This is a genomic window from Microbispora sp. NPDC046933 (assembly GCF_040644635.1).
Lineage (GTDB): Bacteria > Actinomycetota > Actinomycetes > Streptosporangiales > Streptosporangiaceae > Microbispora.
This window is the reverse complement of record NZ_JBEYWW010000005.1, coordinates 191,959-216,053: the sequence shown is the minus strand read 5'-3', so window position 1 is coordinate 216,053 and position 24,095 is coordinate 191,959. Positions and strand designations below refer to the sequence as shown.

The following is a 24,095-nucleotide window of genomic DNA, read 5'->3' as shown; positions in this document are numbered from 1 at the left end:
GGGGTGGTACGGCGGGCTCGACGGGCACCGCCGGGATCGGAGGCGAAAAGGGCGCGCGCGGTCGTTACTTCACGGCGCCGCTGGTGATGCCGGAGATGATCTTCCGCTGCGCGACGGCGAAGACCACGACGAGCGGCAGGCTCATGAGGATGACGTAGGCGAAGATGAGATGCCAGTTGTTGAGGTAGAGCCCGGCGCCGGCGACGCGGAAGAGGTTGAGCGGCAGGGTGTCGAGGCGGCCGCCGACCACGAAGAAGGCGTAGAAGACGTCGTTCCAGACGTAGAGGCAGACGAGGATCGTGGCGGTGGCCAGGACCGGCCGCAGCAGGGGCAGGACGACGTGGAAGAAGACGCGCACGGGCCCGGCGCCGTCGATCTGGGCGGCCTCCTCCAGTGATGTGGGGATGGTGCGGACGAAGCCGGTGACGAAGAAGATGACGGTGGACATGTAGATGCCCATGTAGACGCCGATCATCCCGACGGCGCTGCCCGCCAGGCCGAGCTGGCGCAGCAGCAGCACGACCGTGACCACCGCGGGGGGCAGGATGATGCCGCTGATGGCGAGCGCGTACAGCACGGCGTTGAGCCGGGTGGCGCGCCGGGCGAGGATCCAGGACGCCATCGACCCGAAGATCAGGACGCCGATGACGGCGGGCACCACGACGAGGAGGCTGCCGAAGAACGCGGCGGGCACCTCGCCCTCGCTCCACACCTCGCCCAGGTTCTCCAGCAGGTGCCAGTGGGTGGGCGGGGTGAGGTCCGGGATGAGGGCCTCGCCCCGCGACTTGCCGGCGGTCGCCACGACGAGCCACAGCGGGATGCCGATGACGACCAGTGCCAGCGCCGTGGCGGCGAACGGCTGCAGGCGGGTCGGGAACGAGGCGTCCCTGGCCACGGAGCCGGTCATGGAGGAGGCGGGCCGGCGGGCGGGGGAGTGCGGCGTCACAGGATCTCCTCACGCTTGCGCAGGATGCGGATGACGGGGAAGGCCATGAGCGACACGAGCAGGAACAGCACCAGGCTCATGGTCGTGGCCTGGGCGAACAGGCCCTGCCCGAAGGTCCGGTAGATGAAGATGTTGAGGATCTCGGTCGTCCGGGCGGGACCGCCGCCGGTGGTGGCCTGCACGACGTCGAAGCCGTTCATGGAGCCGAGCAGGGCGGTGGCGACGTTGAACGTGATCGCCGGGGCGAGCAGCGGGAAGCGCAGGCGCCGGAACGCGTGCCAGCGCGAGGCGCCGTCGATGCGGGACGCCTCCATGATCTCCTCGGGGATCGTCTTGAGCCCGGCCAGGTAGATGAGCATGGACAGGCCCATCCACTTCCACGCGTGGACCAGGGCGACCACGACGATGGTCCAGCGGGTATCGCCCAGCCAGGCGTAGTCGATGTGGTGCCGGAAGACCTGTGACAGCACCTGGTTGAGGCTGCCCTCGGGCTTGAGCAGGGCCTGGAAGATGTAGCCCACGGCGAGTGCGGACATCAGCACCGGGATGAGGAAGAACACCCGCAGCGTGCGGTTGACCCAGGTGTCGCGCTCCAGCAGGAGGGCCAGGCCCAGCCCGAAGAGGTTCTGGAAGACCGCCACGAGCACGGCGTAGACCACGGTGATGCGTAGCGCCGAGAACAGCGTGCCGCTGGAGGCGAGGTCGGCGAAGTTGTCGAACCCGACCGGCCTGATGGCGCTCTTGAAGCCCGACCAGTCGGTGAACGCGTAGACGAAGTTGAACGCGGTCGGCAGGAAGAAGAACACCAGCAGGATCGCGAACGCCGGGGCCATGAACCACATCGGGTGGGTCCGGTCCGGCTTGCGGCGGGTGCGGCCGGCGGGACCGCGCGGGGCGGGCGGCGGCGCGAGCGGCCGGTCCGGGACGGGGGTGTCCGTGGCAGTCAGCATGGCATGTCCTCAGGTGCCGGGCCCATCGACCGGGCGCGGAGACGGGGCGAGCCGCGGCCTCCGCGCCCTGTCAATGGGTCTGTCGATGGGCGCGAGTCGATGGGCGCGAGTCGTCGGGCGCGTAGTTGTCGGCCGCGAGTCGTCGGGCGTCAGAAACCGGCCGCGCCGGCGGCCTTGGCGAGCTGGGCGAACTGCTCCTGGGTGGTGGAGGCCACCTGCTCGGGCGTCATGGTGCCGGTGATCATGTCGGCGAGGTTGATGTACAGGTCGGGGTTGGCCACGGCCAAGGCCTGCATGGAGCCGACGGCCTCGCCGAGGGAGTCGTGCACCTGCCGCAGCGCCTTGGGCACCGAGGCCGGGCTCGGCACGTCGGTCTCCAGCGAGACGGTGTCGCGGTCGGCGACGAAGTCCTTGTAGCCGGGGCCCATCCAGAACGACAGGAGCTGCCGCGCGGCGGCCTCGCGCTTGGCGTCGCCGGTCGTGAAGGCCACCAGGGCGTTGGACTGGTCGGGGATGAAGGTGCCGACGTTGCCGCTGGGGGAGATCGGGAAGAAGCCGATCCTCTTGTCGAGGGTGGCGGTGTCGGCGGTCGCCTGGAGCTGGCCGAAGAAGGAGTTGACCTGCACCACCATGGCGGCCTTGCCGTCGAGCAGGGCCTTGCCCTGGTCCTCGAACGTGGCGGTCTTGATGTCCTTGTTGAACAGTCCCTCGTCGATCAGCGACTTGTACTTCTTGATCGCGCCGAGCACGACCGGGCTGGAGAAGGTCTCCTGGCCCTTGTTGATCTTGTCCCAGAGCCCGTCCTTGGCGGCGTCGGCGAGCTGGACCTGGACCCACCACTGGGTGGCCCACCGGTCGCCGGCCATCTCGTAGAAGGGGGTGACGCCCTTGGCCTTGAGCGTGCGGGCCAGCTCGACCATCTCGTCGAAGTTCTTCGGGGTCTCGGTGATCCCGTTGGCCGCGAAGACCTCCTTGTTGTAGTAGACGCCCTCGACGGCCGGGCTGGTGACCAGCGCGGCGTACCGCGTGCCGTTCAGGATGCCGGTGATGTCCTTGAGCTGGGGCGCGAGCTTGGACAGCCAGGGGGCCTGGTCCAGCGGCTGCAGGTTCGCCTTGGCGTTGATGGCCGTGAGCATGGACGCGGTCGGCTGCCAGAACGCCAGGTCGGGCTTGTCCCCGGTGGCGACCTTGGTCTGCACGCCCTGCTCGTACGGGTCGGGAATGGTGACGATCTCGACCATCGCGCCCGTGGCCTTACTGAACGCGTCGACGACCTGCTTGGGGACCGCGTTGCTGTTCTGCGCGGCCCAGATCGTCAGGGAGACGCCGTCGAGCCTGGCCGTCGGCTCGGCCCAGGTGGCGGCGGCCGCGGCGTCCGAGGTGCCGCCGGCGGGGTCCGCGGCGGGATCCACTGAGGAGTCCACAGAGGGGTCGCTGCAGGCCGCGGCGCCCGCGGCGAGCACGGCGACGACCGCGAGGGTCTGCCATTTCTTCATGGGTTCGATCTCTCTTCTGGGGGCGCCCGGACCGCAGGCCCGGGATTGTAGAGCAGGTGGGATTAATCGGGCGAGGATGATGAGACGGGTGAAATGCGAAAGATGCGGGCAGAAGGGCCGGAAACCGGCTTGGTGAGGACGAGCCGGCCCGTCTCCCGGTCCCACTCCGCGCCCCAGCCGGGCAGGTGGCGGGGGTAGACGAGCTCGACGCCGGCCTGACGTCCGGCGAGGTGCGGGAGGGACAGCGAGGCGGTCGCCCGCTCGTCCGCGCGGCACCAGACCCCCACGTACGTGTGGTCCGGTGTGGTCAGGGCGAGGCTGAGCCAGGGGTCGTCCCAGCCCGGAAGCCCCAGCGGCCAGACGGGGACGGCCGCGGCCAGGTCGGCGCGGATGTCCCGGTAGGCGGCGACGGCCGCCCCGACCGCGTCGCGCTGCGCGCCGGTCATGGTGGGCAGGTGCCCCGACAGATAGAGGCGGCCCAGCATGCCGGTGCACAGGCTGTAGGCGAGCTGCTCGTCGTCCATGTCCGGCTGGGGGTAGGCCCAGCTCGCCGACTGCTCCGGCAGGACGGACAGGGGAGCGGCCACCGCGATCGGGGGATACCGCAGGGGGTCCTGCTGGTCGCTGGTGGACTGGAGCTGCATCCGCGACAGCAGGGCGTAGTCCATGCGCATCGCGCCGGAGGCGCAGTTCTCCAGGATCAGGTCAGGGTGGCGGTCCAGCACCGCCTCCAGCCACGCCAGGTGGGCCCGGTTGCAGGCGAGCAACCCGGCGCCCGGGCTCGCGGCGTCCACGTCGGTGCCCGCGCCGGGGTCGATGTTGTAGTCGAGCTTGAAGTAGCCCACGCCGAGCTGCTCCACGAGCCGGTCGACGACCTCGTCGAGATGGGCGACGGCGGCCGGGTGGCGCAGGTCGAGGTGGTAGCGGCCGTGCTCCACGATCCTCGTGCCGCCCCGCTGCAGGAACGCCTCGGCGGGCAGCTTGTCGGCCATCGGGCTGCGTACGCCGATCACCTCGGGCTCCAGCCACAGGCCCGGGACCATGCCGCGCCCCCTGATGTGGGAGAGGACCTCCTCGATGCCCCGCGGGAACCGCGTCTGGGACGGCTGCCACTCGCCCACGCTGTCCCACCAGTCGCCGTCGTCGTCGTACCAGCCGGCGTCGATGCAGAAGACCTCGGCGCCCGCCTCGGCGGCGGCGTCGATCAGCGGGATCAGCTTCGCGGTCGTCGGGTCGCCCATGAGGGTGTTCATGTAGTCGTTGAACACCACGGGCAGGCGGGTCCGGTCCGGATGGGGGCGCACCAGGGCGCGGCGATGGGCGGTGAGCGCGGCCGCCGCGCCGTGTAGTCCATCAAAGACGCCGTGTAGCCCACTGAAGACGCTGTGCAGCCCACCGGAAACACCGTGCAGTCCACCGGAGACACCGTGCGACCCACCGGAGACACCGTGCGGCCCGCCGGAGGAGACGGCCACCGACGCCGGGACCGTGGTGAACGACTCGCCGGGGGCCAGGACGGCGTGCCACTGGTGGTCGATGTCGGTGGGGCCGAGCAGCGCGACGTAGGCGCCGTCCCTGCGCTCGCCGACCTCCCACCGCCACGGGCCGTTGTGCTCGACCTGCCACAGCCACGCCCGGCCGGAGTCCGGGTCGAGCAGGCCCGCCGTGGGCAGGTGCTGCCCCGTCGACCAGGTGCCGGTGCTGGTGACCGCCAGGCGGCCCCGGCCGTCCTGGCCGTGCAGCGGCAGGTTGAGGTCCGCCATCTCCTCGCGCAGCGGCCGTACGCGCCAGCGGCTCTCGCCGAGCCACTCGCTGTCGGCGCGCACCACCTGCAGACGGCCGGCCGAGCCGGCCGGGAACCCGGCGGCGAACGAGGTCACGCCCAGCACCACCGCCTCCCGGGTGCCGCGGTTGACGACGGTCGTCCAGGACCGTACGGCCGGCACGCCCTCGGCCGAGCGCAGGTGCGTGTGCGCCTCCAGACCGGTCTGCTCGTCCCGCACGGTGACCCGCAGCTCGTGCCACTGCCCGTCGCGGACCTGCTCGGCCCCGACGTAGGCGAAGCGGCGGCCGACGGCGGTGTCGGAGAAGCGGTGGGACGCCCGCGCCCGTCCCTGACCGGCCAGCAGCACCTCCACGAGGGGCTGCGCGGGCGGCCTCGGCCCCGGGTCGCCCGCGCCCAGCTCGCGGATGCTCACCACACCGTCGGGTGATATGGCGATCACCACCCGCAGTGCCGAGTGCCCCCACACCAGGCTGGTCTCGGTGTGCCGTGAGTTCAACTGCGTCTCCTGACGATCGAGCCGGGTTCTCCGGAGGTCCTTGCGCGCGCGGGACGTGACGGTGACCCTCGCGAGGAGACAGGCCGCGGGCGGCGGGCGAGCCCGGGGATCACCCCTCCGCATGCGTGTGACCGGTCACATCCGCACGAATGCGAGTGTGACCGGTCACACGACCAAGGGGAAGAGCCCGTTACGTTGTTGTTAATAACATCCGTCGGCCCGCCCGGATCAGCCGTTGGCCGCCGCGGCCGCACGGCGTTTCACGGGCGGGCCGGGCGGCGTTTCACGGGCGGGCCGGGCGGCGGGGATGCGGCTCACCGGCGCGGGGGCGCCGTCGACTCGCGCACCACCAGCCGCGGCGGCGTCAGCGACACCGCGGGCTGGGGCTCCCCGGCGAGCTCGGCCAGCACCGCCGCCACCGTGGCGCGGCCCAGCCCGGCGAAGTCCATCTCGACCGTCGTGAGCGCCGGCGTCCAGTACTCCGAGCCCGGCACCCCGTCGAAGCCCACGATGCTCACGTCACCGGGCACGTCCTTGCCCGCCTCGAACAGCGCGCGGCGCACCGCCAGGGCGATGTCGTCGTTGCCGCACAAGATCGCCGTCACTCCGGGATCGGCCGCCAGGACCCGTCCCGCCTCGTACGCCGATCGCACGTCCCAGCCCGCCGCCACCACCGGCGGAACGGCCGCTCCGGCTTCGGCCAGCGCACGGCGCCACCCCGCCTGACGTCCGCTGTGCTCCGACTCCGAGGGGATCGCCACGTGATGGACGGTCCGATGCCCCAGAGCCAGCAGGTGCCGCGTCGCCTCGGCCGAGGCCTGCTGCTCGTCCAGGCAGATCGCGGGCCGCCCCACGCCCGGCACGCCGGGCTCGATCGCGGCCACCGCGGGCAGGGACTCGGGAAGCGCACGCAGCACCGCGATGCCGGCCGCGTCGAACGCGATCACGATCACGCCCCCCGCGCTCGGGTCGCTGACGTAGCCGGCGGTGTTGCGCACGTCGCCCTCGCGGTCCGATTCGACCACCCGCACCCCGACGGCCAGCCCCTCGACCCGCGCCGCCTCCTCGATGCCCTGCAGCGTCGAGGCGTACCCGTACAGGATGGTGTCGGAGGTGACCACCGTCACGGCTCGCGCCCGCCCCGTCCCCAGTGCCCGGGCCGCGCGGTTGGGCCGGTACTGCAGGCGTTCGATGACCTCCATGACGGTCCGCCGCGTCTCGTCGCTCACCTTGGGTGAGGCGTTGAGCACCCGGGACACCGTCTGCCTGGACACGCCCGCCGCCGCCGCGACGTCCCGGATGCTCGGCACCGTCTCCCGGCCGGGACGCGGCGAGGGCACCTCAACAGGGGTTTCGTTCACGCCCCCATCGTGATCGGTGTGGCGAGCCGGGGTCAAAACCGCCGTCCGGGCCGAGTGGTCACGAGTCCGCCGCCTCCAGCTCCGGCAGGGCGTCCTCCGGCCGCCGGGCGAGCAGCAGGCCGAGCACGGTGTATCCCACGAGCAGGTGACCGCCGCCGACCCACCGGGACGCCGCGTCGCCGACCAGCGCGTATGCCGGGACGGTGACGACGCCCCAGCTCTCGGCGACCAGGGGCCACCAGCGCAGCAGACCTCTCCAGCGGCGGGCCAGTAGGAGCTTGACGCTGATCACGAACATGCCGAGCATCGACAGCGGCCAGAACAGGTCGAGCACGCCGAGCAGCACGCCGTCGCCCGCCGCCTCGGGCAGGATCGCGTGCAGCAGCGACCACACGCTCGCCAGGGCGAGCAGCACGGCCTCGGTCCTCAGCATGATCACACTGGTTCGCGAGGTGCCCGTGGCGCCGGTCCGCGACTGCACGGTGAGCAGGCCGAACAGGCCGATCTGGAAGGCCAGCCCGCCCAGGTCGCCGATCCGTCCGGCCGTGCCGTCGGCCGACGGGTCGAACAGGAAGATGGTCACGGCCCAGATCAGCGTTCCGGCGGCCAGCCCGAGGCCGAGGCGGCGAACCCTGCCCACGGTGATCGGGGCGGGCCCGGTCTCGGGCGGGACGGGGGCGCCCGCGCGCACGTCGGTGCGGGCTCTGGCCGGGGTCGTGGTGTAGTGCGGTTCCATGTGACGTCCTTCGTCGGTTCGTTCGCTGGCCGGGACGGCCGCGCGGGGTCAAGGCTCGGGGACGCCGGACCCGGGAGGGCAGGGCCGCCGGTCCCCGATCGCGCCCCTGACATGTCCGTCCGATTCGGGACGCGGGTCCTCCTTCGGCCGGGACACCCCGGCTCCGTGCAAAACCGGGCGATTCGACCCGTCACAATGCTTGCCGTGAGGAAAGCAGGGGAAGCGGCGGAAGCGGAGACGGCGGACGAGCCGGAGGCCGCCGGGGCCGCAGCCGCGGGCGAGGGCCGTCTGCCAGCGGCGGCCGTGGTGTCCGCCGTCGCCGCCCTGCTCGCCGTGGTCGCGGGCACGGTGCTGCTGGATGTCCTCGCGAGGGGAGCGCGGGTGCCCGCGGGCGCCGAGCTCGATCCCGGATGGACCTCCGCGCTGGCCGGGCTCGCGCAGGCCGTGCCCGGCGTCCTGTTGCTGCGGCGCCTGCCGCGGCACCCCGTCGCGTGGGTGCTGACCGGCTCCGGCGTGATGTGGCTGCTGAACGGGGCCGCCGCCGCGTGGGCGACGTACGCGGTGTATGTCCAGCCGGGCCTGCCGGGGGCGTCGGCCGCCTACTGGTTCTACACCCGGCTGGGCGCCGCGCTGCTGCTCCAGTTGCCGCTGCTGATCCTGCTGTTCCCGGACGGGAGGCTCCCAGGCGCCCCGCTCTGGCGCCGGCTCTCGATCGCCAGCCTCGCGCTGACCGCGGCGCTGCCCGCGCTGCGGCTGGTGGCGCCCGTGTCGGTGCTCAGCCGGCACGGGGGAGTGCCGCTTCCGCCCGAGCTCGCCCGGCTGGCGCTCGACCCGGTCACCCTGCCCCTGCCGTACGCGGTCTGGGAGCCGCTGCTGACGGCCGCCTCGGCGGCGGTGGTGGTGAGCCTGGTCGTGCCGTTCGCGGTGACGGTGCACCGCTACCGTGCCGCGGGGTCCGGCGGTCCCGGGGACGCCGACCGCAGGGCGCAGATCCGGTGGCTGATGTGGGCGGCACTGGCCGGCATGTTCGTGCTGCTGCTCCCGCTGGTGCTGCCGCCGGACGTGCCCGCGTTCCTGCTCCCCGTGGCCGTGGCGGTGGCCTCCTTCGCCGTGGTCGTCGCGGTGGCCAAGCACCGGCTGTACGACGTCGACCGGCTGCTGCCCGCGACCTTCGGCTACGGCATGGCGGCCGTGCTCGTCGTCGTGGTCGACGCCGCCGTCTTCACCGCCGCCGCCGGGGCGGTGGACGAGCGCCAGGCGGCACTCGCCGCGATCGCGGTCGTCACGCTCGTCTACCTTCCCGCCCGGACGTGGCTCGTGCGCACCGTCAGGCGGCTGCTGCGCGGGCCGCGCGAGGATCCGTACGCGACCGTCTCGGCGCTGGCCGAACGGCTCGAACTCGCGGCGGGCCCGGGCGAGCAGCTCGTCGCCCTGGCCCGCACGCTGGCCGAGGCGTTCCGGCTGTCCTACGTACGGGTGGAGATCGAAAGGCCGGACGGGGAGCGTTCCGCGGTCGAGCACGGCGTGGCCCGCGGCCCGGCGGTGTCGCTGCCGGTGGCCTACCGGGGCGAGCAGGTGGGCCGGCTCGTGCTGTGCCGCACCGACCTGAACGTGCGCGACCAGCGGCTGCTCGGCGACCTCGTACGGCAGGCCGCCGCGGCCGCCCGCGCCACGGAGATGAGCGCCGATCTGCAGCGCATCCGCGCCACGATGGTGGTGGCCAGGGAGGAGGAGCGGCGGCGGCTGCGGCGGGACCTGCACGACGGGCTGGGGCCGAGCCTCGGCGCGGTGGCGCTGCGCATCGAGACCGCCCGCAACCTGTCGCGCACCGCTCCGGAGCAGGCCGACGCGATCCTCGCGCGGACGGCGGAGGAGGTGTCGGCCGTTGTCGCGGAGGTCCGCCAGATCGTGCACGACCTGCGCCCGCCCGCCCTCGACGAGCTGGGTCTGCGCGGGGCCGTCGAGCAGCAGGCCGGCCGCTTCCGCGGCGGGCTCACCGTGGTCATGGGCGGGGTTCTGACCGGGGACGACGAGCCGCTGCCCGCGCTTCCCGCGGCGGTGGAGGTGGCGGCCTACCGCATCGTCTCCGAGTCGCTGGCGAACGTGGCGCGACACGCGGAGGCGGCCCGCTGCGAGATCGGGCTCGCCGTGCGGGACGGCATGCTGCACGTCGTCGTACGGGACGACGGGGTGGGGATCGGCGAGGACGTCACGGCGGGCGTCGGGATGCGGTCCCTGCGGGAGCGCGCGGCCGAACTCGGCGGCGACTGCGTGGTCACCTGCCCGGAGGGCGGGGGGACGGTGGTCCACGCGCGGCTGCCGCTGACGGAGACGAGGGAGTTCACCGGTGTCTGAAGAGGTGTCTGAAGAACCGAGCCGGCCGATCCGGGTGCTGCTGGCCGACGACCATCCGGTCTACCGGGACGGCCTGGCCGCGCTGCTGGGCTCGATGGCAGGCGTCGAGGTGGCGGGCACGGCCGCCACCGGGCGCGAGGCCGTCGAACGCGCCGCCGCCCTGCGACCGGACGTCGTGGTGATGGACGTGCGCATGCCCGACCTGGACGGCATCGAGGCGACCCGGCGGATCATCGCCGCGAACCCCGGCATGGGGGTGGTCGTGCTGACGATGTCGGAGGAGGACGCCACGCTGTTCGCGGCCATGCGGGCCGGGGCGCGGGGCTACTTGCTGAAGGGGGCGAACCAGAGCGAGATCCTGCGGGCCGTCACCGCCGTGGCCCACGGGGAGGCCATCTTCGGCCCCGCCGTGGCCCGCCGGGTCGCCGAGTTCTTCACCGAGGGACCTCCGGCCGCGGACCAGGAGGTCTTCCCCCAGCTCACGCCGCGCGAGCGGGAGATCCTCTCCCTCGTCGCGGCGGGCCGCACCAACGCGCAGATCGCCGAGGCGCTGTTCCTGTCGCAGAAGACGGTGCGCAACAACGTCTCCACGATCTTCGCCAAACTGCAGGTCGCCGACCGTGCCGAGGCCATCATCCGGGCCCGGGACGCGGGGCTCGGCCGTGGTAACGGCGGCCGGCGGCCCTGACGACGGCCGCGAACGCCTGTAGTCTCGGCGCGTGCGGCACGAGTCACCGGACGGCGCTGCGGGCCTGCGCCGGCATCTGCCGGACGGCGGGGCCCGGCCCGGCCACCGGCTGCGGTTCGGCTCCGGCGCGGCGGGCATCGAGCGGCTGGAGGCGTCGCTCGTCGGCGAGGGGTTCGCCACGCACCGCCACGACACGTACGCGATCGGGATGACGCTGCGGGGCGTGCAGACGTTCCGCTACCGCGGCGAGCCGAGGCACTGCCTGCCGGGGGAGTGGCACGTCCTGCATCCCGACGAACCGCACGACGGCGTGGCGGGCACCGACGAGGGGTTCGGCTACCGGATCATCTACCTCGATCCCTCCCTCGTCCAGGAGGCGCTGGGCGGGGCGCCGCTGCCGTTCGTCGCCGACCCCGTGATCGGGCGGCGCGACGCCGACCCGGCGCTCGCCGCGTGGCTGCGGGACATCGACGAGCCGCTGGACGAGGTCGAACGGCTGACGCTCACGCTGCGGGTGGTCCGCACGCTCGTGCGGCACTCCGGCATGCGGAACCCCTCCGCATGGAGCTCCCCGCGGCCCGGCGGGCGGGCTCCGCTGGCGCTGGAGGCGCTGGCCCGCGTGCGCGACCTGATCGCCGGCGACCCGACGGTGCGGCACACGCTCACGGAGTTCGAACAGGTCTCGGGCCTGGACCGGTGGACGGTCGCGCGGCAGTTCCGCGTCGCGTTCGGCACCAGCCCGACCCGCTTCCGCACGATGCGGCAGCTCGACCTGGCCCGCGGGCTGCTGCGCAACGGCGTGCCCCTGGCCGAGGCGGCCCAGCTCGCCGGCTTCGCCGACCAGGCCCACATGTCGCGCATGTTCAAACGGGCCTACGGCCTCACACCCGCCCGGTGGACCGCCGCGCTCGCGTGAGCGCGGGTGTGTCCAGGGTGTGGCCAGGGTGTGGCCACGGTGTGGCCACGGTGTCCGGGTGATGTCTCAGCCCGGGGGCGGCCGTAGCGTGGACGCCGGCCCGAACAGGCGGTCCAGGTGGTAGTCGATGATCGCGGCGGCGGCCTCATGGCTGCGCTGCCGGCTGAGGACGCTGGAGGTCAGGCCGTTGGCGAGGGCCAGAAGGGCGGCGACTTCGATACGCGGGTCACGATCGGCGTCGACGTCCCCGGCCTGCTGCGCGATAGCGAACCGTTCGGTGAGGAAGTCTTCCAGTGCGTTGGGCAGCGTGAGCCCGGTCGCAGCGAGCGCCGGGTCGGTGAGGGCGGCCGTGTAGTAGGCGGTCCAGGCCAGAGAGTCCAGGCGGCTCTGCTCGTCGGAGGGAAGGATCGCGCCGAGGACGGCGGCGAAGAGACCTCGCGTGGACAGCCCGCCCGCGGTGGCGGCAGCCCGCTGCCTGACCCGGCGGTCCATGCGGGCGCCCAGCTCGGCGAGGCCGGACTCGAGCAGGGCCTGCTTGTTCGTGAAGTAGTACTGGACGACGCGCAGTGAGACCCCGGCCTCGGCGGCGATCTCCCGCATCGACACGGCCTGCAGGCCGCGAGTGCCGGCGATGCGCAGCAGCGCCTCGGTCAGCCGGCGCCGCCGCTCATCGTGATCCACCTGTCTGGGCATGCCGGTTTCCTAGCGGTGGGTCGCGCTGTGGTTCGGTGGTGCGATCCCGGGCCACGCCTGGCCGGGAAAGGTAAGGATCCGCTCGACGACCAGGTCAGGAGCTTCGACGGGCAGCGCGTGCCCGGTGCCGGGCACGATCTCCACGCGCCAGGACGGCGCGATGCCGGCCAGCCGCGCGGCCACCGCCTCCGCGTCGAGCAGCGCGCTGCGCTCGCCCAGCAGCACCTGCACGGGCACGGACAGCTCCCGTACCTGCTCGTCGGCGTAAATCGGCGGCATGGGCAGACGCCGGCGGAAGGACCGTCCGGCCAGCATCAGCTCCATCAGCGCGTCCTCGCGCAGCGTGCCGTTGCCCGCTACGCCGGCCATGCGGTGTCGCAGAGTACGAGGAAGCATGGAGGCGATGGCCCCGGCAAGGGCCCACCGGTAGAAACGCCCGGTCAACGGCGCGAAGCCGCCCGGATCCACCAGCGTCAGCGCCGCGACCCTGCCGCCCCCGCCACGCTGCTGTTCCACCGCGGTCCAGCCGCCGTAAGAGGAACCCACCACATGCGCGCGTTCGGCACCGACCGCGTCCAGCATGTCGGTGAGCCAGCCGCCGACCTCGGCGCCGGTCGCGAGCGGCCGCGTCTGGACCGAGCGGCCGGGCTCGCCGAGCGGATCGACGGCAAGGACCGGACGCCTGCGCGCCAGCGGCTCCATGTAGCGGTACCAGGCCAGCGCGTTCCCGCCGGCACCGGCCAGGAGGACCACGGGATCTCCCGTGGTGGGCCCGGCCCGGTGGATCCGCACACTGCCGGCGCGGGTCTCCACGTCGACAGCGTCCACCGGCACCGGCCACAGCTCGCGGAGCAGCCGGTCATAGGTGGCGTAGTACTTGTCACGGGCGGAGTCGCTGACGAAGGACGACGGCCGGTCGGGCATGCGCACAGTGACCCCTCCTGAATGGATACAGTCGTATCCTAACAACGGGATGGGGCTCAGCGGCAGTGGGCTGCGGCCAGCCGAGCGCTTTCTCCGCCGACGTCAGTGACATCCGTGGTCGTCCCTCCGATGACGACGACCGGGCGAGAGGTCATCCGCGGGCGTCTTCCCCAGCTGTCCTGGCCTCGATCGCGTGGACGACGGCGGCCATGTCCAGATCGGCGTGGCCCAGCGCGAGGGTCTCACCGAACAGGGCGTGGCAGACGTCCAGCAGCGGCGAGGCGATGCCGGCCCGGCGGGCCGCCTCGGCGATGAGCCGGTTGTTCTTCAGCACGTCGGCGATGGCGGCCTGGGCGGCGAAGTCGCGCCCGGCCAGCTTGACCGCCTTCACCCGCGACACGTCGCTCGCCATCTGGCCCGAGTTGAGCACGTCGACGAGCAGCCCGATATCGAGGCCCTGGCGCTCGCCGAAGTGCAGCGACTCCGCGAGACCGGTGACCGTGGTGATCAGGAGGATGTTGACCGCGAGCTTCATCAGCAGCGCCTTGGGCGCGGGCCCGCACACCACCGTCTTGGCGCACATCGGCTTCAGCAGCGGGCGCACCTCCTCCACGGCGTCCGCCCGGCCGGCCAGCATCGCCACCAGCCGCCCCTGCTCGGCGGGCACGCGGGAGCCGGAGATCGGCGCCTCGACGTAGCGGCCTCCGGCCGCGAGCACCTCGGCCTCCAGCCCGGCCGAGTAGACGGGGGAGGTCGTGCCCATGTGGACGACGACCCGGTCCGCGACGGTGCGGGCGAAGGCGGGCGTGCCGCGCTCCAGCACCGCGTCGATCGCGGCCTCGTCGGCCAGCATGAGGATCACCACCCGCGCCCGCCGGAACACCTCGGCCGCGCTGCCCGCCACCCGCGCGCCCGCGGCGCGCAGCGGCTCGCTCCTGGCGGCCGTGCGGTTCCACACCACGAGGGGGGTTCCCGCACGGGCCAGGTTGAGCGCCATGGGCTGCCCCATGATCCCGAGACCGACGAAACCCACGTCCATCCGCTCGCCTCCCCGCGCACGTCGCCGCGCCGCCCTCTCCGGGCGGCGCCGGGGACCGTTGTAGCCCATGACGCGGTGGCGGTCTTGAACGATTGTGTACGCCCGGGTTGCCGGCCGCCCCGCCGGGCACGCCGCAGAGCGGGTCGCCCAGGCCCACGCGGAGGCGCACGATCGCGACCCCGGCTCCCTGCGGTCGGTGGGCGGAGGGTCACAATCCTGCCCTCAGGGCGACCTGGCCAGTGCGCTGTCCACCCACGTTCACCGGGGTGGAGGGAGCGGAGCGGAAGAGAGCGAGGACCGCGGGGAAGGCCCGGCGAAGCGGGCTTCGCGAGGGCCGGAGGTCCCTTCCGGCGCAGTGACCGACCCGGCCAAGGTCCGTGGACACCCCACTAGGAAAGCAGTTCGTTGATCTTGTCGCGGGCGACCGTGGCGAGGACGCCCGCCTTGTGCGGCTGGCCGCGCAGGAACGCCTCGGTGAAGTGCTTGGCCTGGTCGTACTTGACCTTGCCCGGCATCGGCGGCTCGTTGGGATTGACGTCGCAGTCCACCAGGGCCGGCCCGTCGTGCGCCAGGGCCTCGCGGATCGCGCCCGGCAGGTCCTTCGGGTCCTTGATCTTCGCGCCGTACGCTCCGCAGGCGCGGGCCCAGGCGGAGAAGTCGGCCTCGGGCTGCCGGTGCCGCACGGCGTACTCGGGGTAGCCGAGGATGATCTGCTCCCACAGGATCTGCCCGTAGCTGTTGTTGTTGTTGATCACGACCTTGATGGGCAGGTCGTGCCGTACGGCGGTGAGGAAGTCGGCCATGAGCATGGCGAAGCCCCCGTCGCCCACGAAGGCGATCACCTGGCGGCCGGGGAAGGCGTGCTGCATCCCGACGGCGTACGGGAGGCCCGGGGCCATCGTGGCGAGGTTGCCCGACAGGTAGAACTCCCGCCCGCCGCGGATCGTCCAGTGCCGCGCGGCCCACGTCGCGATGGTCCCTGAGTCGCAGGTCAGGATGGCGTCGTCGGAGGCCGCCTCGTCGACGCAGGCCATGAGGTACTGCGGTGCGATGGGATCGCGCGAGGGGTCCTGCAGCGCCTGCATGTCCTCCCGCCAGGCGTCCATCTTCCGCTGGTACTTCTCCAGGAACGACCGGTCCTTGGCGGGGTCCAGCATCGGCAGCAGCGCCTGCAACGCCAGTTTGGCGTCGGCGGCGATCGGGGCCTGGGTCGGCCGGCGGATGCCGAGCAGGGTGGGCTCGGCGTCGATCTGCACCACCCGGGCCTGCCCGTCGGGCGGCAGGTACTTCCCGTAGGGGAAGGACGTGCCGACCATGAACAGCGTGTCGCACTCCTCCATGAGCTCCTCGCTCGGCGCGGTGCCGAGCAGGCCGAGCCCGCCGGTGGTGAGCGGGTGGTCGTCGGGCACCACGAACTTGCCGGGGAGGGTCTTCACGATCGGGCTGGCCAGCCTCTCGGCGACCGCCAGCACCTCCTCGCGGGCGTGCCGGGCGCCGACGCCGACGAGCATGGCGATCCGCTCGCCCTGCCGCAGGACCTCGGCCGCCCTGGTCAGGTCCTCCTCCACGGGCCGCAGCGGCGGGAGAGAGCAGGTCGGCAGGCTCGCGGGCGGGCTGCCTGGCCCGACGTGCCGGTAGGGGTCCTCGGCCGCCGCCGCCACCTGGATGTCGTTGGGAAAGGTCAGGTGCGACACCGTCCGCTTGGTCAGCGCGTTGCGCACGGCGAGGTCCACCACGCCGGGCATCTGCTGCGGATTGGTGATCATCAGGTTGTAGGCGGCCAGGTCCGCGTACAGGCGGTCGAGGTGGACCTCCTGCTGGTAGTGGGTTCCCAGCACCGAGGTCTCCTGCATGCCGGTCAGGGCCAGCACGGGCACGTGGTCGAGCTTGGCGTCGTACAGGCCGTTCAGCAGGTGGATCGCGCCCGGCCCCGAGGTCGCGGCGCACACGCCGAGACGGCCGGTCGCCTTCGCGTAACCGGTCGCCATGAACGCGGCCGCCTCCTCGTGGTGGACGAGGATGAACCGCAGCCTGTCCCGGTGCCGGCGGAAGCCCTCCATCAGGCCGTTGATCCCGTCGCCGGGGAGCCCGAAGATCGTGTCGACCCCCCACTCCACCAGCCGCCGGGCCAGGCTCTCACCCACGATCTCGGTCATGTCCGCCTCCGATTGAGATCAGCCGTACGGGTGCCCGGGCGCCCGCGCCCCTCACCGCGTCGCGCTTCGGCGGCCGTGGCGCCAGCCGAGGACGTACGCGGCGGCGAGGCCGGCGGCGACGGCGAGCGGCTTCGGGGACGACACGGCCGACTTCGCCTGCTTCAGGGCGCCCTTCGGGTCGGCCACGGCACCCGCGACACTGCCGATCGCCGACGCCAGGGTGTCGCCCGCGCTCTTCACCGCGTTGCTCTGCACGTTCATGATCGACTCCGGCATCGAACGACTCACGGCATCGAACGGCTCGGAAAACGCCCTTCCCGCCCCCCGTACACGTAAACGAATCCGCTGGTCACAGCGGCTTTGTGCGCAGCAGAACCGGAAATCGCACGGCCCGCATGGGCGAATCCCCGCCGCGCTTTTACCCGCCCCCGCGGTCCTCCCGGCGCTCGGCGGGAAGGGTCGCCGCGGGAGGCCGCCGCTGCACGCCCGTCAGGCACACGTGTCCGGCCGGCCGGCGATCCGCGAGGAGGCGGACATGACCCGTGTCTTCCCGGGACCGGAGCCGTCGGCGCCGCCCCGCGCGTGGCCGGGGGCGGGAGAGGCGAGGAACCCGCCACTGCCTCCGTACGCCGAAGAACTGCGCGACCGGCTCGGCGAGGCCATCGCGGGCGAGGTCAGGTTCGGCGGCGGCGACCGGGCCATGTACGCCTACGACGCGTCGATTTACCGGCAGGTGCCGGTCGGCGTGGTGACGCCCAGGGACGCCGCCGACGTCGAGGCCGCGCTGGAGGTGTGCCGCCGCTTCGGTGCTCCCGTGCTCGCCCGCGGCTGCGGCACCTCGCTGACCGGGCAGGCCGTCAACGGGGCCGTGGTGTTCGACTTCACCCGCCACATGGACCGGATCGCCGAGCTCGCCCCCATGCGCGGCACCGCGCGGGTGCAGCCCGGGGTCATCTGCGACCGGCTCAGGGACGCCGCCGCGCCGTACGGCCTGACCTTCGGCCCCGACCCCGCGACCCACGACCACGCGACGATCGGCGGCATGGTCGGCAACAACTCCTGCGGCACCCACTCGGTGACGGCGGGCAAGACCGTCGACAACATCGAGGACCTGGAGATCCTCACCTACGACGGCACCCGCATGCGGGTGGGCGCCACCGGCGAGGACGAGCTGGAGTGCGTCATCGCGGCCGGCGGGCGGCGCGGCGCCATCTACGCCGGGCTGCGCCACATCCGCGACACCTACGCCGACACGATCCGCCGGGGCCTGCCCGACATCCCCCGCCGGGTGTCCGGCTACAACCTCGACGCGCTGCTCCCCGAGAACGGCTTCCACGTCGCGCGGGCGCTCGTGGGCTCGGAGGGCACGCTGGCGCTGACCCTCGACGCGACCTGCCGGCTGGTGCGGCTGCCGCCCCGCCGCGCGCTCGTCGTGCTCGGCTACCCCGACATCCCCTCCTCCGGTGACGACGTGCCCTGGCTGCTGCGGTTCGGGGCCATCGGACTGGAGTTCACCAGCCGCCACGTCGTGACCAACCTCCATGCCAAGGGGATCCGCTTCGGCGGCGAGGACCTGCTGCCGCCCGGCCGGGCGTGGCTGCTCATGGAGTTCGGCGGCGAGACCCAGCGCGAGGCCGACGCGCGGGCCGCGCGGCTGGTCCGGGCCGTGCGGGCGCGCCCGCACGGCCCGAGCTGCAGGTTCTACGACGACCCGGCCGACGAGGCCGCGGTGTGGGAGATCCGGCGCCACTCCGCCGGCACCGCCCGCATGCCCGTCGGCCTGGGCGGCCACGGCGGCTGGCCCAACTGGGAGGACGCCGCCGTCCACCCGGACGTGCTCGGGCCCTACCTGCGCGACTTCCTGAGCCTGCTCGACCGGCACGGCTACGACGCCGTCTTCTACGGCCACTGGGGCCAGGGATGCGTCCACAGCCGCATCGACTTCGACCTGCGCAGCCTCGGCGGCGTCCGGGCCTTCCGGCGGTTCATGGAGGAGGCCGCCGACCTCGTCGTCGCGTACGGCGGGTCGCTGTCGGGGGAGCACGGGGACGGGCACGGGCGGGCCGAGCTGTGGCCGCGCATGTTCCCGCCCGAGCTGATGCGGGCGTTCGAGGAGTTCAAGCGCGTCTGGGACCCCGACGGCCGGATGAACCCGCACAAGCTGATCGACCCCTACCCGCTCGACGCGCACCTGCGCGAGGGGCCGGCGTACCGCCCGCGTGACCTGGAGCACGTCTTCGGCTACCCGCTCGACGGCGGCAGCTTCACCGAGGCGGCCGGCCGCTGCTTCGGCGTGGGCAAGTGCCGCCACCTGTCCGGCGGGGTGATGTGCCCGAGCTTCATGGTGACCCGCGAGGAGAAGCACTCCACCCGGGGCCGGGCCCGGCTGCTGCAGGAGATGGCCGAGAGCGCGGGCCCCGTCGGGGACCGCTGGCGCAGCGAGGCCGTACGCGAGGCCCTCGACCTCTGCCTGGCATGCAAGGGGTGCAAGAGCGACTGCCCGGTGAAGGTGGACATGGCCACCTACAAGGCCGAGTTCCTCCACCACTACTACGCCGGCCGGCCGCGGCCCCGGCAGGCGTACGCGCTGGGGCTCGTCGACGTGTGGGCCCGCCTGGCCTCGCGCGTCCCGCGCCTGGCCAACGCCGTCACCCACGCGCCGGTGCTCGGCCGGGTGGTCAAGCTGGCCGCCGGGATCGCGCCCGAGCGTGACGTGCCGCGCTTCGCGCCCCGCACGTTCCGCCGCGTCATGGCCGGTCACGTGCCGCGCAACCCGGGCGGGCCGCCCGTCCTGCTGTGGCCGGACACTTTCACCGAGCACTTCCAGCCGGAGGTGGGGGTCGCGGCCGTCGACGTCCTGGAGGCCGCCGGGTTCCGCGTGATCGTGCCCGAGGGTCCCCTGTGCTGCGGCCGCCCGCTGTACGACTACGGGATGCTCACGCTCGCGCGGCGCTACCTGCGCCGGGTGCTCGACGCGGTCGGCCCGCTCGTCGAGGCCGGGATCCCGGTGGTCGGCCTGGAGCCGAGCTGCCTGGCCGTCTTCCGCGACGAGCTGACCAACCTGCTGCCCGACGACCTCGACGCGCGGCGGCTGCACGCCGGCAGCTACCTGCTGTCGGAGTTCCTCACGCGGCACGCGCCGGGCTGGCCGCCGCCCCGGCTGCGGCGTCGGGCGCTCGTCCAGGTGCACTGTCACCACCACGCGGTGATGGGCTTCGAGGCCGAGCGCGCGCTGCTGCGCGACATGGGACTCGACGTGGAGATCCCGGACTCCGGGTGCTGCGGAATGGCCGGGAGCTTCGGCTACGAGGCCGGCGAGCACTACGCGGTGTCGATGGCGGCGGGGGAGCGGGTGCTGCTCCCGAAGGCGCGCGCCGCCGACCCCGGCACGCTGATCGTCGCCGACGGGTTCAGCTGCCGCGGCCAGATCACCGCCGGCACCGGCCGCAGGCCCCTGCACCTGGCCCAGGTGCTGGCCCTCGCGATCCGCGAGGGCGAACTCGGGCCGACCGGCCACGCCGTGGACCAGGCGGTCGACAGCGCCGCCAGGGAGGCCGCCGGAGACGGAGCCGGCGGGCGTGACGGCCTCCGCGCGGCCGTCGCCGGCGGCGCGGGAGCCGCCGTGGCCGTCGCGGCGGCACTCGCCGCCCGGCGGCGCGTACGCGTTTCATCGAGGGAGACCGATCATGGGCGATGAGCTCACCGCCGCGGACGTCCTCGTCGACCGGCTGATCCAGTGGGGGGTGGACGTCGTCTTCGGGCTGCCGGGCGACGGCATCAACGGCTTCATGGACGCCCTGCACAACCGCAGGCAGGACCTGCGCTACATCCACTGCCGCCACGAGGAGGTGGCCGCGATGGCCGCCGTCGGCTACGCCAAGTTCACCGGGCGGCTCGGGGTGTGCTTCGCGACCTCGGGGCCGGGCGCGGCCCACCTGCTCAACGGGCTGCTCGACGCGCGGACCGACCAGGCGCCGCTGCTCGCGATCAGCGGCATGACCTACCACGACCTCGTCGGCACCAGCTATCTGCAGGACGTCAACACCGACTACATGTTCGACGACGTGGCGCTGTACAACCAGCGCATCATGGGGCCGGCGCACGTCGTCAACGTCACCGACTACGCCGTGCGCACGGCGCTGACCCAGCGCGGCCCGGCCCACCTCACGTTCCCGATCGACTACCAGGCGGCCCCGGCCGGCTCGGGCAGCCGCTTCCGGCGCAACGTCGAGGGCCACACCTCCACCGCCTACCGGCCGCCGATCCGGGTGCCGCGCCGGCAGGACCTCGACGCGGCCGCGCGGGTGCTGTCGGGCCGCAGCAGGCCGGTCATCCTCGCCGGGGCGGGCGCCCGCGGCGCGGTGGACGAACTGGAGGCGGTGGCGGAGAAACTCGGCGCGCCGATCGTCAAGGCCCAGCTCGGCAAGGACTGCGTGCCCGACGACAGCCCCTACACCACCGGGCCCATCGGCCTGGTCGGCAGCCGCCCGAGCGAGGACGCGATGGAGGAGTGCGACGCGCTGCTGATCGTCGGGTCCACCATGCCGTACATCGAGTACTACCCCTCGCCCGGGCAGGCCGTGTGCGTGCAGATCGACGACAGGCCGGAACGGCTCGGCCTGCGCTACCCGGTGGACGTGCCGCTGGCCGGCGACGCGCGGGCCACCCTGGCCGAGCTCCTGCCGCTGCTGACCCGCAACGAGGACAGGTCGTTCCTGACCAGGGCCCAGCAGGGCATGCGCGAGTGGTGGCGGCTCATGGAGGAGCGCGGCACGCGCACCGACACGCCGATGAAGCCGCAGGTGCCCGCCTGGGCGCTGAACGGCGCGCTCAGACCGGACGCCATCGTGTGCGGCGACTCCGGCACGGTCACGAGCTGGGCGGCCCGGCAGATCAAGATCCGCCGCGGGCAGATGTTCAGCTTCTCCGGCACGAACTGCTCGATGGCGGCCGGCCTGCCGTACGCCATCGGCGCGCAGGTCGCCTATCCGGGACGACAGGTCGTCGCCTTCACCGGGGACGGGTCGCTGACGATGCAACTCGGTGACTTCCTCACCGCCGTGCAGCACGAGCTGCCCATCAAGATCGTGGTGGCGAAGAACAACTCTCTCGGCCTGATCAAGTGGGAGCAGATGGTGTTCCTCGGCAACCCCGAGTACGGCGTCAACCTCGCCCCGATCGACTTCGTCAAATTCGCCGAGGCGTGCGGCGCCCGGGGGATGTGCATCACGGACCCGAGAAGCTGCGCCGACCAGATGTACGAGGCGCTCTCGTGGGATGGTCCCGTCATCGTCGAGTGCCTGGTCGACCAGCACGAGCCGCCGCTCCCGGCCAAGGTGAAGAGCCACCAGGTGCAGAAGCTGACCGAGGCGCTGGTGCAGGGCACGCCGAACCGCAACCGCATCGCCCTGCAGATGGTCAAGGACATGCTGGACGAGTCGAGCTTCGCGGCCAGCCCTGCGCACGCCGTACCCCGGAGGGTCGGCCAGGCCGCGGCCACGCTGGTGGGCAGGCTCCGCGACCGCGCCAGGGGCGAGCACCCGCAATGACGTCGTGTCAGCCGGGGCCCCAGAGCCAGCCGGGGGTGCCAGGCTTATCCGGGATGCCAGGCTTATCCGGGATGCCAGGCTTATCCAGGATGACGGTGCAGCAGCAGCATGGCGGCGTCGTCGGGGAACGGTCCGCCGACGTGGCGCAGCAGGTCGGCGCGCAGTCCGTCGAGGGCCGCCTGGGGATCGGCGCCCCGCAGCAGATGCGCCCGCTCCGCGAGCGGGTAGAAGCGGCCCTCCCGGTCCCGGGCCTCGACCACGCCGTCCGTGTAGAAGAGGATCTGGTCGCCGTCCCCGAACGGCACCCGGTGCGGCTTCGGGCGCGGCGAGCCGAGCATGCCGAGACCGAGCGGGAGGGCCTCCTCCTGCGGCTCCGCGAAGTGGACGCCGCCGTCGCGCCGCAGCACCAGAGGGGCGGGGTGGCCGCAGTTGAGCAGGGAGATCTCCCCGTCGTGGACCTCCGCGACGATGGCGGTGACGAACTTCTCGCCGCTCAGGTGCCGGGCCAGGCTGGTCTCCACCCGCTCGACCACGCCGGCGAGTTCTGACTGGTCGTAGGCCGCCTCGCGGAAGGCGCCGAGCACCCACGCCGCGGTCTCGACCGCCTCCAGGCCCTTGCCCTGCACGTCGCCGATGAGGATCCGTACGCCCTCGGGGGTGGTGACCACCTCGTAGAGGTCCCCGCCGATCTGGGCCTCCGCGGCGGCGGAGGTGTAGGAGAGCGCGACCCGCAGGTCGCCGGCGCGGCGGGGGACCGGCCGCAGGAGCACCCGCTGGGCCGCCTCGGCGACCAGCCGGATGTTGGCCAGCTCGCGCTCCCGCCGGATCCGCAGCCTGCTGGCGAGCATGCTCGCGGCGGTGACGCCGATGATCGTCACGAGGGTGAGGTTGTTCTGCGGTGTGCCGAGGAGGTCGTTGTAGACGGCCAGGGGGATGCAGATGACGAGGGCCAGCGCCCCTATGAGGGCCGTACGGCGAACGCCGCCGGCCACCGAGGCGAAGGTCGGGCCCAGGGTGAGGAGCGGCAGGAAGCCCACACCGGGCCCGATGCTCAGGTCGACGACGACGACCAGGAAGATCACGATGAACGGCAACGAACGAAGGACGCTCTGGGAATTCATCGCGACTCCATTGCCGGCCCCCACGTCAGCACATGATTCCTTTCCTGATGGCTTTACTCCTTCCCGCGTAGTGAACGGGGCACTCCCCATTGTCCGCGACGGATGGCGCCATTTCGGGCCGGTCGGTCAAGTCGCGGCGTGCCCCATCTGATCACTACGAGTAGTGACGTTACTCGAATTCGTGACGCGGCGGCCGGTAAAGCCGGCATCCGGCCTTTCCCCACGCGGTCAGGGCAGTTCCGCGAAGCGTTCCACCTGGTCCGTACGGCCGGACACGATGATGACGTCGCCGTAGCCGAGTTCGGTTTCCGCGGTGGCGTAGGTGAACTCCTCGCCCGGCCGTTTGACCGCCACCACCGTCACCCCGTACTTGCGGCGCAGGCTGGACTCCCCGAGGGGGACTCCGACGTACTCCTTCGGCGGGAGGGTCTTGACCAGGGCGAAGTTCTCGTCGACCTCCATGTAGTCGAGCATCCGCCCGCTCACCAGGTGGGCCACGCGCTCGCCCATGTCGTGTTCGGGGAAGACCACGTGCTGGACGCCGATCCGGCTGAGGATGCGGCCGTGCTGCCGGCTGACGGCCTTGGCCCAGATGTCGTCGATCTCCATCTCCACCAGCAGCGACGAGGTGAGGATGCTCGCCTCCAGGTCGCTGCCGATGGCGCACACGGCGCGGTAGAAGTCCGGCAGGCCGAGCTGGCGCAACGCCTCGGGGTCGGTGGCGTCGGCGGTGGCGATGTGGGTGATCTGCCCCGCGAGGCTCTGCACCACCTTGGGGCGGTGGTCGACGGCCAGCACCTCGGTGCCGCGCCGCACCAGCTCCAGGGCGAGCGCGGTGCCGAAGCGACCGAGACCGATCACCGCCACGGGGTCGTTTCTCATG

The 24,095-nt window shown here is 72.7% G+C and carries 18 protein-coding genes; 5 read left to right on the top strand and 13 right to left on the bottom strand.

What is annotated here, in order from left to right:
* Positions 1-64: 64 nt before the first annotated feature.
* The 6 genes from ABZ857_RS08915 to ABZ857_RS08890 all read right to left on the bottom strand — a co-directional run bounded on the left by ABZ857_RS08915 (position 65) and on the right by ABZ857_RS08890 (position 7,771).
* Entirely contained in the window at positions 65-946 is an 882-nt protein-coding gene (locus ABZ857_RS08915; RefSeq protein WP_357039867.1) for a carbohydrate ABC transporter permease, read from the bottom strand.
* On the bottom strand, positions 943-1,896 hold the full coding sequence (locus tag ABZ857_RS08910; RefSeq protein ID WP_357039864.1) for a sugar ABC transporter permease: 954 nt from the start codon (positions 1,894-1,896) through the stop codon (positions 943-945). The genes ABZ857_RS08915 and ABZ857_RS08910 overlap by 4 nt, the downstream gene beginning before the upstream one ends.
* Before the next feature lie 149 nt (positions 1,897-2,045).
* On the bottom strand, positions 2,046-3,392 hold the full coding sequence (locus ABZ857_RS08905; RefSeq protein WP_357039861.1) for an ABC transporter substrate-binding protein: 1,347 nt from the start codon (positions 3,390-3,392) through the stop codon (positions 2,046-2,048).
* Positions 3,393-3,454: 62 nt separating this feature from the next.
* Positions 3,455-5,674 (bottom strand): glycoside hydrolase family 36 protein, encoded by a 2,220-nt coding sequence (locus ABZ857_RS08900; RefSeq protein ID WP_357039858.1) that lies wholly within the window; start codon positions 5,672-5,674, stop codon positions 3,455-3,457.
* A 314-nt stretch (positions 5,675-5,988) separates the two neighbouring features.
* Positions 5,989-7,035: a LacI family DNA-binding transcriptional regulator gene (locus ABZ857_RS08895; protein ID WP_357039855.1), complete on the bottom strand. Its 1,047-nt coding sequence runs from the start codon at positions 7,033-7,035 to the stop codon at positions 5,989-5,991.
* A 58-nt stretch (positions 7,036-7,093) separates the two neighbouring features.
* Complete coding sequence (locus tag ABZ857_RS08890) at positions 7,094-7,771, bottom strand: hypothetical protein (protein WP_357039852.1); 678 nt, start codon at positions 7,769-7,771, stop codon at positions 7,094-7,096.
* Positions 7,772-7,975: 204 nt separating this feature from the next.
* Between ABZ857_RS08890 and ABZ857_RS08885 the strand changes: the two genes are divergently transcribed.
* Genes ABZ857_RS08885 through ABZ857_RS08875 form a run of 3 tightly spaced genes read left to right on the top strand, consistent with a single transcriptional unit; the run spans position 7,976 to position 11,730 of the window.
* Complete coding sequence (locus tag ABZ857_RS08885) at positions 7,976-10,126, top strand: sensor histidine kinase (protein ID WP_357039849.1); 2,151 nt, start codon at positions 7,976-7,978, stop codon at positions 10,124-10,126.
* Positions 10,119-10,814, top strand: a complete 696-nt coding sequence (locus ABZ857_RS08880) for a response regulator transcription factor (protein ID WP_357039846.1) — start codon at positions 10,119-10,121, stop codon at positions 10,812-10,814. The genes ABZ857_RS08885 and ABZ857_RS08880 overlap by 8 nt, the downstream gene beginning before the upstream one ends.
* Positions 10,815-10,845: 31 nt before the next feature.
* Entirely contained in the window at positions 10,846-11,730 is an 885-nt protein-coding gene (locus ABZ857_RS08875; RefSeq protein ID WP_357039843.1) for an AraC family transcriptional regulator, read from the top strand.
* Between the two features lie 66 nt (positions 11,731-11,796).
* On the opposite strand, the gene ABZ857_RS08870 is transcribed toward ABZ857_RS08875, so the two are convergent.
* The 5 genes from ABZ857_RS08870 to ABZ857_RS08850 form a co-directional block, all read right to left on the bottom strand.
* Entirely contained in the window at positions 11,797-12,423 is a 627-nt protein-coding gene (locus ABZ857_RS08870) for a TetR family transcriptional regulator C-terminal domain-containing protein (protein WP_357039840.1), read from the bottom strand.
* A gap of 9 nt (positions 12,424-12,432) precedes the next feature.
* Positions 12,433-13,347: an alpha/beta fold hydrolase gene (locus ABZ857_RS08865; protein ID WP_357040209.1), complete on the bottom strand. Its 915-nt coding sequence runs from the start codon at positions 13,345-13,347 to the stop codon at positions 12,433-12,435.
* 151 nt (positions 13,348-13,498) lie between these two features.
* Positions 13,499-14,455, bottom strand: a complete 957-nt coding sequence (locus ABZ857_RS08860; RefSeq protein WP_357039838.1) for an NAD(P)-dependent oxidoreductase — start codon at positions 14,453-14,455, stop codon at positions 13,499-13,501.
* Between the two features lie 320 nt (positions 14,456-14,775).
* Positions 14,776-16,542: a thiamine pyrophosphate-dependent enzyme gene (locus ABZ857_RS08855; protein ID WP_357039834.1), complete on the bottom strand. Its 1,767-nt coding sequence runs from the start codon at positions 16,540-16,542 to the stop codon at positions 14,776-14,778.
* A gap of 51 nt (positions 16,543-16,593) precedes the next feature.
* Complete coding sequence (locus tag ABZ857_RS08850) at positions 16,594-16,803, bottom strand: hypothetical protein (RefSeq protein WP_357039831.1); 210 nt, start codon at positions 16,801-16,803, stop codon at positions 16,594-16,596.
* 274 nt (positions 16,804-17,077) lie between these two features.
* Between ABZ857_RS08850 and ABZ857_RS08845 the strand changes: the two genes are divergently transcribed.
* Positions 17,078-20,239, top strand: a complete 3,162-nt coding sequence (locus tag ABZ857_RS08845; RefSeq protein WP_357039828.1) for an FAD-binding and (Fe-S)-binding domain-containing protein — start codon at positions 17,078-17,080, stop codon at positions 20,237-20,239.
* Positions 20,229-22,091 carry a thiamine pyrophosphate-dependent enzyme gene (locus ABZ857_RS08840; RefSeq protein WP_357039825.1) on the top strand — a complete coding sequence of 621 codons (1,863 nt, stop codon included), beginning with the start codon at positions 20,229-20,231 and terminating at the stop codon, positions 22,089-22,091. The genes ABZ857_RS08845 and ABZ857_RS08840 overlap by 11 nt, the downstream gene beginning before the upstream one ends.
* A gap of 80 nt (positions 22,092-22,171) precedes the next feature.
* Here the strand turns inward: ABZ857_RS08840 and ABZ857_RS08835 are convergent, their stop codons facing one another.
* Positions 22,172-23,212: a PP2C family protein-serine/threonine phosphatase gene (locus tag ABZ857_RS08835; protein ID WP_357039822.1), complete on the bottom strand. Its 1,041-nt coding sequence runs from the start codon at positions 23,210-23,212 to the stop codon at positions 22,172-22,174.
* A gap of 228 nt (positions 23,213-23,440) precedes the next feature.
* Complete coding sequence (locus tag ABZ857_RS08830) at positions 23,441-24,094, bottom strand: TrkA family potassium uptake protein (RefSeq protein WP_357039819.1); 654 nt, start codon at positions 24,092-24,094, stop codon at positions 23,441-23,443.
* Position 24,095: the final 1 nt, after the last annotated feature.